The organism is Streptomyces sp. NP-1717, assembly GCF_022695985.1.
In the GTDB taxonomy this organism is placed as follows: domain Bacteria; phylum Actinomycetota; class Actinomycetes; order Streptomycetales; family Streptomycetaceae; genus Streptomyces.
This window is the reverse complement of the sequence record NZ_JAAPBF010000233.1, coordinates 1-11468: the sequence shown is the minus strand read 5'-3', so window position 1 is coordinate 11468 and position 11468 is coordinate 1. Positions and strand designations below refer to the sequence as shown.

9 protein-coding genes and 1 pseudogene are annotated in these 11468 nt (G+C 73.3%); 5 read left to right on the top strand and 5 right to left on the bottom strand.

Annotation, left to right across the window (positions count from 1 at the left end):
- On the top strand, window positions 1-1352 hold a 1352-nt coding region (locus tag GXP76_RS30200; RefSeq protein WP_242574800.1), incomplete at its 5' end, for a PAS domain-containing protein.
- 91 nt (window positions 1353-1443) lie between these two features.
- Here GXP76_RS30200 and GXP76_RS30195 read toward each other — a convergent pair.
- Entirely contained in the window at window positions 1444-2199 is a 756-nt protein-coding gene (locus GXP76_RS30195; protein ID WP_242574799.1) for an SIS domain-containing protein, read from the bottom strand.
- 221 nt (window positions 2200-2420) lie between these two features.
- On the opposite strand from GXP76_RS30195, the gene GXP76_RS30190 reads away from it, so the two are divergent.
- A complete protein-coding gene (locus GXP76_RS30190) occupies window positions 2421-3116 on the top strand; it encodes a metal-dependent transcriptional regulator (protein WP_023540875.1) in 696 nt (231 codons plus the stop codon).
- Window positions 3117-3671: 555 nt separating this feature from the next.
- Entirely contained in the window at window positions 3672-4535 is an 864-nt protein-coding gene (locus tag GXP76_RS30185) for an alpha/beta fold hydrolase (RefSeq protein ID WP_242574798.1), read from the top strand.
- Between the two features lie 37 nt (window positions 4536-4572).
- On the opposite strand, the gene GXP76_RS30180 is transcribed toward GXP76_RS30185, so the two are convergent.
- The 4 genes from GXP76_RS30180 to GXP76_RS30165 form a co-directional block, all read right to left on the bottom strand.
- On the bottom strand, window positions 4573-4983 hold the full coding sequence (locus GXP76_RS30180; RefSeq protein WP_242574797.1) for a PPOX class F420-dependent oxidoreductase: 411 nt from the start codon (window positions 4981-4983) through the stop codon (window positions 4573-4575).
- A gap of 357 nt (window positions 4984-5340) precedes the next feature.
- Entirely contained in the window at window positions 5341-7071 is a 1731-nt protein-coding gene (locus tag GXP76_RS30175; protein WP_242574796.1) for a transporter, read from the bottom strand.
- Entirely contained in the window at window positions 7068-7961 is an 894-nt protein-coding gene (locus GXP76_RS30170) for an ABC transporter ATP-binding protein (protein ID WP_242574795.1), read from the bottom strand. Before GXP76_RS30170 ends, GXP76_RS30175 begins: the two co-directional genes overlap by 4 nt.
- Window positions 7962-8035: 74 nt before the next feature.
- On the bottom strand, window positions 8036-8731 hold the full coding sequence (locus GXP76_RS30165; RefSeq protein WP_242574794.1) for a bifunctional DNA primase/polymerase: 696 nt from the start codon (window positions 8729-8731) through the stop codon (window positions 8036-8038).
- 318 nt (window positions 8732-9049) lie between these two features.
- Here GXP76_RS30165 and GXP76_RS30160 point away from each other — a divergent pair, with 318 nt between their 5' ends.
- Together GXP76_RS30160 and GXP76_RS30155 are read left to right on the top strand one after the other, a co-directional pair.
- The gene (locus tag GXP76_RS30160) at window positions 9050-10432 is read left to right on the top strand and encodes a transcriptional regulator (RefSeq protein ID WP_242574793.1); all 1383 of its coding nucleotides are present in this window, start codon (window positions 9050-9052) and stop codon (window positions 10430-10432) included.
- 341 nt (window positions 10433-10773) lie between these two features.
- Window positions 10774-11468, top strand: a pseudogene (locus tag GXP76_RS30155) (hypothetical protein); the annotation flags it as partial.

The window sequence follows — 11468 nt, the reverse complement described above, 5'->3', positions numbered from 1 at the left end:
CCGCGCTGCTCGACGGGATGGACGCGGCCCTGTGCGCGTTCGACGCCGACGGCGTCATCACGCACTGGAACCGCGAGGCCGAGCGGATACTCGGCTGGTCCGCCGACGAGGCCGTCGGCCGGCGCGGATTCGCCGGCTGGGCCGTGCGCAGCGCCGACGCCGACGAGGTGCACGGGCGGCTGATGGCGGCGATGGAGGTGCCCGGACGGCTGGTCCACGAGTTCGCGCTGCTGCGCAAGGACGGCGGCCGGGTCCTCGTACGGACCCAGTCGGCCGGGGTGCGCGGCGCGGACGGCGGCCCCGCCGGGGTGTACTGCGCGTTCAGCGAGGTGCACGCGCAGATCGACCTGGAGCGGTCCATCGCGCTCAGCGAGGCGCTGTTCGACGACGCGCTGTGGGGCGTGGTGCTGGTCGACGTGGACCTGCGGCCGACCGTCGTGAACGGGCATGCCGCGCGGGCGCTCGGCTCGGGCCGTACGGCGCTGCTCGGGCGGCCGCTGGGCGAGACCGTCACCCAGGGCGTGGAGGAGCTGGAGGGCGCGCTCCACCACGTACTGGCGGAGGGCGCGCCGCGGGCGCTCGCGGAGCTGTGGGTGACGCTGCGGGCGCCGGACGGCGGTGAGCGCCGCCGCTGCTGGCGCAGCGGCTTCCTGCGGCTGGCCTCCCCGCTCGCCGAGGAGCCGGTGCCGCTGGGCGTGGGCTGGCTCTTCCAGGACGTCACGGAGGCGAAGCTCGCGGCGCAGGAGGCGGACAAGCTGCGCTTCCGCTCCAGCCAGCTGCATCGCGCCGGGCGGGCCGCGGGCGAGTGCGAGAGCCCGATGGAGGCGGCGACCGTCTGCCTGGACTTCGCACTCGTGGGCTTCGCCGACCACGCGCTGATCGATCTGGTGCTGGGCGAGCCGGCGGCGGTGGCCCCCGGCGGTGGTACGGCGGCCGGCGGCGCGCAGCCGACCCGTCTCGTACGGGTGGCGGCGACGCCGGGCGGTTCGGTCGGCCCGTGTCTGCCGGTGGCGGCCGGGGGGATCCCCGTGCGCTACCGGGACGGGCACCCGGCCCTCCAGGCGGTGGCCCGGACGGGCTCGGTGCGCGCGAGCGCGCCCTCGGGCGCCTCGACCACCCCGACCTGGTCGGTCTCCCGCCAGTGGCCGCCCGACTCCGTGCACGCGCTCTGCACGGTGCTGCGGAGCCGGGGCCGGACCCTGGGAGTCGTCACTTTCCTGCGGGGCGCCAGCCGCCCGTCGTTCGAACGCCAGGACGCGGTGTACGCGGAGGACGTGACGGCCCGCATGGCGGCCTCGCTGGACCTGCTCCGGGCGGAGGAGACGCGACCGGAGGCCCGGCCCGAGGGGTGAGAGCCACGGGCCGGGCCCGGCTGCTGCGATCCGCGCCCGGCGCCCGGCGCCCGGCCTCAGGTGTCGGGCGCGGGGCGCCACCTGCCCGGCGTCAGAACCGGTAGAAGATCCGGTCCCCGTACTCCGTCATCACGCGCCCGTTCCACTCGTGCCCGCCGTCCACGTTCCCCGACCGCAGCATCGGCGGGTCGATGCCGCGCTCGACCAGGCCGCCCGCCGCGGTCGCCACCATCGCCTGCATCAGCGCGCTCGTCACGACGGTCGACGCGGGCGCGAACGGCGCGTCGATGCCGTCGGCCGACAGCTCCGCGTCGCCCACCGCGATCTTGTTGTCGAGGACGATGTCGCAGTGGTCCTTGAGGAACGTGCCCGACTCGTGCCGGGACTCCGTCTCCGTCGCGTACGCCACCGACGTCACGCCGATGACCTTCAGGCCCAGCGCCTTGGCGTTCAGGGCCATCTCCACCGGGAGCGCGTTGCGCCCGGAGAGCGAGATGATCACCAGGACGTCGCCGGACTTCGCGGGGCTTGAGCCGAGCACCGCGCTCGCGAGGCCGTCGACCCGCTCCAGCGCGGAGCCGAGCGTCGCGGGCATGACGTCGACGCCGGTCACGCCCGGCACGGTGAGCAGGTTCATGAGGGCGAGCCCGCCCGCCCGGTAGACGACGTCCTGCGCGGCGAGCGAGGAGTGCCCGGCGCCGAAGGCGAAGACACGGCCGCCGGAGGCGACCGCCTCCGCGATCGCTTTTCCGGCCGCTTCGATGCTCGCGGCCTCCTCGTCGCGTACGCGCTCCAGCAGACCGATCGCGGCGCCGAAGAACTGACCGGCCAGCGTGCTCTCGCTCATCGAGAGACCTTCCGTAGGGGGCGGAGAAGAGGGCGGAACAGACGTGGAACAGGGGCGGGAACGCCTGTGCCGCGGATCACGTTGCGGTCTGGACCTTTACCGTGTCAATACGGCTTCGTCATAGGCGGCTTCCCGTACGGCACGGTTGTCGGTGCGATGCGTCAGAATTGAGCAGGGGCCAGCGCACGGTTGTTTTCATGTCACAGCATCGAGGGGCACGTATGTCCGGACTGATCGACACGACGGAGATGTATCTCCGCACCATCCTCGAACTCGAAGAGGAAGGTGTGGTCCCCATGCGCGCCCGGATCGCGGAGCGGCTGGATCAGAGCGGGCCGACGGTCAGCCAGACCGTGGCCCGCATGGAGCGCGACGGACTGGTGCAGGTCGCGGGCGACCGGCATCTGGAGCTGACCGAGGAGGGGCGCAGACTCGCGACCCGGGTCATGCGCAAGCACCGCCTCGCCGAGTGTCTGCTGGTCGACGTGATCGGCCTGGAGTGGGAGCAGGTGCACGCGGAGGCCTGCCGCTGGGAGCACGTGATGAGCGAGGCGGTGGAGCGGCGGGTGCTGGAGCTGCTGCGGCACCCGACGGAGTCGCCGTACGGGAACCCGATCCCGGGCCTGGAGGAGCTGGGCGAGACGAGCGTCGCCGATCCGTTCCTCGACGGGAGCATGGTCAGCCTGGCGGACCTGGACCCGGGCACGGAGGGCAAGACGGTCGTGGTGCGGCGGATCGGCGAGCCGATCCAGACCGACGCCCAGCTGATGTACACGCTGCGGCGGGCGGGCGTGCAGCCCGGCTCCGTGGTGAGCGTGACGGAGTCGCCGGTCGGCGGGGTGCTCGTGGGCAGCAGCGGCGAGGCCGCCGAGCTGGACTCCGAGGTCGCCTCGCACGTCTTCGTCGCCAAGCGCTGACGTTCCCGGGATTCGGGGGCCGGGGGCTCGGACCGGTCCTCGGACCCCGGGCCCGCCTCCGCGGGGGCGGTTCCGTCATGCCCGGTGACGGCTGCGGAGAGTGTTCCCGTCGCGACGGAGAATACAAATTACCGGCGGAATGGCAGCGGGCGGGCGATTCGCGTGCCAGGCTGGTCCGGGGGCATATGACCTCAGGGCAGCGGTCGCGGGCCTCGTCCCGTGGCCGAGGAGGGAGCGGGACTGTGCGCCTGAAGCTTTTCGCTGTGCCCGCCGCGCGCGGTAAGGGCCCCGGCGCTTTGCGGCGCCGGGGCCTGTCCTCCCCTGTTCCGACCCGGAGCCCCGAGCTCCCAGGGTCGGTCCCCACGGACCCTCATCCCCGAGTGGTCCGCCTCCCGGAGAAGATCTCCCCTCCGGCGCTTCGGACAATCCTTGACCACGGTCACTCGAAAGAGCGGTGTTGCGCGCCGAGACCGGGTTTTCGAATGGGAGTTCGATAGCCTGGGGGAGCCGCGCGGCTGACTCGACCACTCAGGACCGAAGGGGGTGCCAGGACACATGGTGCAGCGCATCGATGTGACCGGATTCGACGGGCTGCGGCTCGCTGCCTGGGAGTTCGCCGATCCTCCCAAGGAGCCGGCCGGGGCCGGATCCACCCCCGGCGTCCTGCTGCTCCACGGGCTGATGGGCCGCGCCTCGCACTGGGCGGCCACCGCGCGCCGGCTCTCCGGCCGCCACCGGGCCGTCGCGCTCGACCAGCGGGGCCACGGCCGCAGCGACAAGCCACCCGACGCGCCGTACACACGCGAGGCGTACGTGTCGGACGTCGAGGCCGTGATCGAACAGCTCGGCCTCGCGCCCGTCACCCTCGTCGGCCATGCCATGGGGGCGCTCACCGCCTGGCAGCTGGCGGCGAAGCGGCCCGACCTGGTCGGCGCGCTGATCATCTGTGACATGCGCGCGTCCGCGCTGGGGGCGGCCTCGCAGCGCGAGTGGGTCGACTGGTTCGACACCTGGCCCGTCCCGTTCGCGACGCTCGCCGACGTACGGAAGTGGTTCGGCGAGGACGACCCGTGGCTGGAGCGGCCGAGTCCGGGCCGCGGTGAGTACTTCGCCGAGGTGATGGCCGAGCGCGCCGACGGCTGGCGGCCGGTCTTCTCCCGCCGCCAGATGCTGGTCTCCCGCGAGACCTGGGTGCACGACGCGCACTGGGAGGAGCTGGCGCAGGTCCGCTGCCCCACGCTGGTCGTGCGGGGCCTGGACGGCGAGCTGGGCCGCGCGGAGGCGCACGAGATGGTCCGCGTCCTGCCGCACGGGCAGTACGCGGAGGTGACGGACGCCGGCCATCTCGCGCACTACGACCGGCCGGACGCCTGGCACGCGGCGATAGAGCCGTTCCTGGACGGCGCGTTGACCGCGTAGGGCCGGTCCGGCGACTCGAACCCGCCGGAGTCGCCGGTCAGGCCGCCGAGCTGCCCGTGAGGCGTTCCGGGGTGATCCGGATCGTGACGCGTACGACGTCGGGCGGCAGGTCCAGGTACTCCTGCCCGGCGCCGGGGCCCTCGTACTTCTCGGCGAGCGCGACGGCCGTCCGCCGGCCGATGTCCTCGCTGACGGTGGCGGTGCCGCGCACCTCCACGTACCGCTGCGGGTCGGCCAGGTCGTACACGCAGAGGCTGACCCTCGGTTCCCCGGCCAGGTTCGTCACCTTGCGACGGCCCGCCTGCGAGGAGACGACCAGGTCGTCGCCGTCCGTACCGACCCAGACCACCGAGGACTGCGGACCGCCGTCCGGGCCGACGGTGCACAGGACGGCCGGATTGCGCCCGTCGAGGATCTTCCGGGCGGCGGCGCTGAGGGAGACAGTCATACCGGCGAGCTTAGGACGGCGCGGTCCCGGTGGGTCGGCCCGGGGCGCCCGGTCATGGACAACTGAGCAGTACGACGCGGGCCTTCGGGCCGCCCGCGTGCTCGCCCCTGCGCCGTGCGCCCGTGCGACCGACACCACGGTGGACCGGCCCCGGACCCTGCCGCCCGGGTGGTTGTGCCGCACGGTGTCGGAGACCGGGTTGTGGACGAGGCGGCCGGGCGCGACCGCGTCGGCCTCCACCCGGCGGTCCGGACGTCCCGGCTCTCCCCGGTGCCGCACGCGGCCTGAGCCAGAAGGCCGCCGGGGCGCCCGCTTCGCGGAGCCCCGGCGGCCACTTCGTCCCATTCGCGAGGGCCGTCAGCCCTTGCTCACCGCCGTCAGGATCTCCGGCAGCCTCGACGCCGTCTGGGGCGCCGCCACCTTCACCCCGGCCCACGCGATCAGCGCGCCGTACGCGGCCCCCACCGGCAGCACGAGCCACCTCAGGCCGTCCGCGTCCGACACGTGCAGACCGATCGTCAGTCCGATCACCGGCGCGCACAGCAGCGCGCCGCCGAGCATGCCGCCGAGGATCGAGATCCACGCGAGCCCGCCCTGCCCCGGAGCGACGTTCTTGTACGCGCTGTCCTGCGGGATCGAGTACGGGAACCGGGCCGAGGCCACGGCGCCCGTCGCCATCATCGCGCCGAGCAGCGCGAAGGACAGCCCGAGCGCCTCGGGCAGCGCCCGCCAGTCGCCGAGCAGCGCGGCCGTCAGGATCGTCACCAGGGCCGAGTACGGCAGGGTGATCAGCAGCAGGGCGAAGGCCCGCGCCCGCAGTTCCAGATAGGCGTCACGGGTGGTGGAGATCGTCAGGGCCACCATCCAGAACGCGGAGGTGTCCTGCCCGAACTGGTTGTACATCTGGATGCCGAGCATCCCGGCCGCGAAGCACGCGAGATAGATCGAGCCGTTGCCCTGGAGGGCGTTGATCAGCGGCACGATCAGCCCGATCGCCAGCGAAGTGATCCACGCCGCCTTGGTCTTGGGGTCGCGCCACACGTACCACAGGCTCCGCCGCATCACGGTGCCCGTACGGCCCTCGGGCAGCAGCCGGCCCAGCCCGGACGCCGACTCCTTGCGGGCCGGTCCCGCGGCGGCGATCGTGGAGCCGTCCGGGGCGGTCATCAGCTTCACGAGCGAGCGCTGCCACGAGTACATGAGGGCGGCCAACGCGGCCAGCGACAGCAGCAGTTGCAGGGCGGCCCGCCCGTACGCGCCGTCGCTCACGGAGTCCACGGCGCCGATCGCCGACGCGGGCGGCAGCCAGCGCAGGACGTCCGCCACCGGGTCGAGCGCCGACATCCCGCCCGCCTCGCTGAGCTTCTGCACCCCGAAGTTGACGAACTGGATACCGACGGCGATCACCAGACCGCTCAGTACGGCCAGGTCCCGGCCCTTGCGCGAGGTCAGCAGCCGGATGTTCGCCGCGGCCACGGCACGCGACAGCGCCACGCACACCAGCAGGGTCAGCGGCACGACGACGACCGACAGCGCGATCGCGGCGCCGCCGTGCGCGACGGCGATCGCGGATCCCAGCACCAGGCAGAGCGTGAACAGCGGCCCGAGACCGATCAGGGACGCGGCGAGCAGCGCGCCGATCAGCGCACGGGGCCGCAGAGGCAGCATCACGAGGCGGCTCGGGTCGAGCGTCTCGTCGCCGCTGGGGAAGAACAGCGGCAGCATCGCCCAGCCCAGGGCCACGAGCGCGGTCAGTACGACGACGAGGGTGCCCGCGCCGTCGTTGCCGCGCAGCAGGATCAGACCCAGGAGCTGGCCGGCGGCGATGAGCAGGGCGAAGACGACGGAGACCACATAGGCGGCGGTACGGCCGGAGGACTGCCGCAGCCCGTTGCGCAGCAGCGACAGCTTCAACCGGACGAAGACCGGCGCGAGGGCGCGGGTGCCCGGGGTGGCGGCGGGTGTCGTGCCCGAACCGATGGGCCCGGCGGACCCGGCACGGCCGGGGAAAGCGGTGGGACCGGCGGGAGCTGCCGCACCCGGCGTCCCCGACAGGCCGGTGCCGCCGGCCGGGGCCTCCGCGCTCATCGGGCACCGCCCAGCCAGTCCAGGGACTCTCCGGTGTCGCGGCCCTGCGCGCCGACCAGTTCGAGGAACGCGCTCTGGAGCGACGGCGCGTCGCCCCGTACCTCCGCGAGCGTGCCCTGCGCGCGGATACGGCCCGCGGCCATCACCGCGACCCAGTCGCACAGCGACTCGACCAGCTCCATCACATGGCTGGAGAACACGACGGTCGCGCCGGAATCGGTGTAGCGCTCCAGGACGCCGCGGATCGTCTGCGCCGACACCGGGTCGACGCCCTCGAACGGCTCGTCCAGGAAGAGGACTTCGGGGTTGTGCAGCAGCGCCGACGCCAGGCCGATCTTCTTCCGCATACCGGTCGAGTAGTCCACGACGAGCTTGTGCTGCGAGCCCGCCAGGTCCAGTACGTCCAGGAGCTGGGTGGCGCGCTTGTCGACCTCGTCACCGGGCAGCCCCCGCAGCCGGCCGGTGTATCCGAGGAGTTCGCGCCCGGAGAGCCGCTCGAACAGGCGCAGCCCCTCGGGCAGTACGCCGATCCTGGCCTTGACCGCGACCGGATCGCCCCAGACGTCGTGCCCGGCGACCTGGACCCGGCCCATGTCCGGCCGCAGCAGGCCGGTCACCATGGACAGCGTGGTGGTCTTGCCCGCGCCGTTGGGGCCGACGAGACCCACGAACTGGCCGGCGGGCAGATCGAGATCGATCCCGGCGACGGCGACCTGTTCGCCGAAGCGCTTCCACAGCCCCTCCACGCGTACGGCCGGCGGCGCCGCCGTACGCACCCCGCCCGCCGTGTCCGGCGCCGCCTCCCGCGCCTCCCGCTCGGCGGCCGGCCGCCCGGCCGCCGTCTGTCGTCCTGTCTGCTCCGCCGCTCGGTCCGGTACGTGATCCGGCATGCCGCACTGCCCTTCGGTGTTCCTCTTCGAGATGTCGGGAGAACCCACCATAGGACGATCGCGGGCCGGGCCCCTCAGGTCCGCCGGGCCCGCGCCGCCGCCGCGTCCCGGCCGCAGGCGTACGCCAACGGGCTGATCAACTCCTCGGCGTCGGGCAGCCAGCGGTTCGCCGGGGTGGGCCGCCGGACCCACTGCACGGCTCCGTAACCGCCGACGCGCGTGGGCGGCGCGGCCACGTAGTGCCCCTCGCCGCGCGCCACCAGATCGATCGCCGGAGCCGACCAGCCCAGCTTCTTCACCAGGTCGTCCACCTTGAGCGAGCCGCCCGGCAGTACGAAGAAGAGCATCCGGCGCTCGGGGGTGCGGGTGACGGGGCCGAGCGTCGTCTCCATCCGCTCCATCCGCGCCAGCGCCAGGAATCCCGCCGACTCGGGCACGTCGAGGGCGTCGAAGGTACGGCCCGTCGGCAGCAGGACCGAGGAGCGCGGCTGCTTCGACCACAGCCTGCGCGCGGCGGCACCGCTGCCCGTCGCCTGCGTCGCCCAGTCCGGCCTCGTCGGGTGCGCCCCGGGGGCCGGGCAGTCGGAGCGCTCGCACGAGCAGCGCTCCCCGCCGTCCACCGTCTCCAGCCAGGTGCCGGGGAACACGTCCCAGTGCCGCTCCTCCGCGTACCGCACGGCGCTGTCCAGCAGCGGCTCGCTGCGCTGCTGGGGGATCTGCGCGGCGTCCGTGACGCCCGTCACTGCGATGGTCTTGTCCACGAAGAACACAACTCCCGCCCGCACCTCCGGTTACGGGCGCCGCGGAGCGTCGCGGCGGCGCATCGAACCCGCACGCGGGGCGCACTGGTGCATGGGCGGGGGCGCGCGCGAGGTTGCGGCGTGTCGATGGGTAACCACAACCGGTGACCGGGGGTTGCCATCGGGGAGGCGCGAGGCATGAGGCGGATCACACATATCTCGGTGCCAAGCGGGCGGCGTTTCCCGAAAGTTACCGAAGATTGCTGATTTCGACCATCGCACGCATTTACTGCGTTTCCGCCGGGCAGTGATCGCTCAGTCGATCACCGCGGCCACAGGGGGTATCCATTGGCAGCCAGACCTCTCGTCGCCCGTCAGCCGAACGAGCGGCTGCAAACACTCATCCAGGAAGCGGGCTGTTCCAACGCCGGCCTCGCCCGCAGGGTGAACATGGTCGGAAACGAACGCGGCCTCGACCTCCGCTACGACAAGACGTCCGTCGCTCGCTGGCTGCGTGGCCAGCAGCCGCGCGGCCGGGCCCCGGGCATCATCGCCGAGGCGCTGGGCCGCAAGCTGGGGCGCACGGTCACGATCGACGAGCTCGGGATGGCCAACGGCAAGAATCTCGCCTCGGGCATCGGACTCCAGTTCTCGCCGACGGTCGTCGGCGCGATCGAGCAGGTCTGCGAGTTGTGGCGCAGCGACGTGGGCCGGCGTGACTTCCTGTCCGGATCGGCCGTGGCGTCGTCGGCGCTCGTCGAGCCGAGCCGGGACTGGCTGATCACGGGCGCGGACGCGACGGTGGCGCGCAACACCGGTGCGCGGGTGGGGGATTCGGACGTGGCGGCGGTCGCCGCCATGACGACCGCCCTGGTCGAGCTGGACCACCGGTTCGGCAGCGGCCACGCGCGCCCGGTCGTCGTGCACTACCTGAACAGCGTGGTGTCGGGCCTGCTCTCGGGCTCGTACCGGGAAGCGGTCGGCCGAAGACTCTTCGCCACCGTCGCCCGGCTCACCGAGCTGGCGGGGTACATGGCGGTGGACACCGGCCAGCCGGGGCTCGCCCAGCGGTACTACATCCAGGCGCTGCGGCTCGCGCAGGCCGCGGGGGACCGCGCTTACGGCGGCTATGTGCTGGCCGCTTCCATGAGCCATCTCGCGGCCCAGCTCGGGAATCCGCGCGAGATCGCCCAGTTGGCGCGGGCCGCGCAGGAGGGCGCGCGGGGGCATGTCACCCCGAGGGCGCAGGCCATGTTCCTGGCCGCCGAGGCGCGGGGGCACGCGCTGATGGGCGATGTGAACCAGTGCCACGCCGTCGCGGGCCGGGCGCTCACCGCGCTGGAGCACGCGGATCCGGAGGGCGGAGACGATCCGGTGTGGATCGCGCACTTCGACCAGGCTTATCTGGCCGACGAGTTGGCGCACTGCTACCGCGATCTGGGACAGCCGGAGGCGGCGGCACGCCACGCGTCCGACTCGCTGGCGGGGCATCCGGAGTCCCGGGCGAGACGGCGCGCGATCGGTCTGGTGCTGCTGGCGACGGCGCAGGTCCAGCAGCGCGAGGTGGAGGAGGCGTGCCGTACGGGCACGCGCGCGGCGGAGCTGCTCGGCACGCTGCGTTCCAGCAGGGGGGCGGAGTATCTGGACGATCTCCAGCAGCGGTTGGAGCCGTACGGCACGGAGCCCGCGGTGCGGGAGTTCAGCGCCCGGCTGGAGATCCAGGCCGCGTGACACGGCTTTGCTACAACTTCCGCCCGGGGCACGGCTGTACGACGGCCGCGAGAGCGTCGTACAGCCACCGGGTGGTCGTCGTGCCGTGTCGACCACGTGGCCCGTGGGGCACGGGAGCGCCGGGGCGCGGCCCGGGGCGGCGGGTCCGTGACCGGGGCGGACAGGCCGGCCGGGGCACACACGGGAAACCATGGGCGACCTCTGCGGTCGTCCGATTGATCCGCACCGCCGGGGGTGTCCGGAATGCGGATGGTGCTGACTGATTCCGGGCGCGTAGCAGGGCTCCTGATTCACCCGGTAGCGTGAACTGACGATTCCGTAGGTCCACACTAGGAGTCCCGGTGACGCAAAGCGGACAAAGGGACGAGCCGCAGTCGCCTGCCGCTCGGCCCGCGCACGAAGGCATCGTGCTGCCCGCCGACGGCGGTCCCCCCTTGATCCCCGGCGCCCCGGCCGCCGACCAGGCCGCCCCGGCGGGCGGTCAGCCGTGGGGGCAGCCCTGGGGGCCGGAGGCGCCTCAGCCGGAGCCGCAGAGGCACCAACTGCCGCCGCAGGCACCGCAGCAGGATCAGGGCGCCCACGGGTCGTACGACGCGACGGGGGCGTACGGAAGCGGGGGCTACGGCTACCCGCAGGCGCCCCAGCAGCAGTACCAGCCCCCTCAGCAGCAACGGCAGTACCAGGCGCAGCAGCCGATGCAGCAGCCACTGCCGCCCGCGCAGCCGCAGGCACAGCCCCTGCCCCAGGCGCAGCCGCCGCAGTACGGAGCGCCGCAGGGCGGCTCGTACGGTGCGCAGCCCCTGCCGGCCGAGACACCGGCTCCGGGCGCCCCCGGCGGCCCCCTCGGCAGCGCCGACGCGACGCAGTTCATACCGCCGGTGCCCGCCGCCGGCGCCGCCGACGCCACGCAGTTCATACCGCCGGTGCCGCAGTACCAGCAGGGCGGTAACCCCGGTGGGCTGCCGCCCGAGAGCCCCGCCGAATCCACCCAGTACCTCGGCACCGTCCAGCCGCCCCCGCAGGCGCAGACCACGTC

Coding starts and splice junctions, on each gene's coding strand:
- GXP76_RS30195 (WP_242574799.1), bottom strand. CDS start 2,199: ATGAGCGAGAGCACGCTGGCCGGTCAGTTCTTCGGCGCCGCGATCGGT.
- GXP76_RS30190 (WP_023540875.1), top strand. CDS start 2,421: ATGTCCGGACTGATCGACACGACGGAGATGTATCTCCGCACCATCCTC.
- GXP76_RS30185 (WP_242574798.1), top strand. CDS start 3,672: ATGGTGCAGCGCATCGATGTGACCGGATTCGACGGGCTGCGGCTCGCT.
- GXP76_RS30180 (WP_242574797.1), bottom strand. CDS start 4,983: ATGACTGTCTCCCTCAGCGCCGCCGCCCGGAAGATCCTCGACGGGCGC.
- GXP76_RS30175 (WP_242574796.1), bottom strand. CDS start 7,071: ATGAGCGCGGAGGCCCCGGCCGGCGGCACCGGCCTGTCGGGGACGCCG.
- GXP76_RS30170 (WP_242574795.1), bottom strand. CDS start 7,961: ATGCCGGATCACGTACCGGACCGAGCGGCGGAGCAGACAGGACGACAG.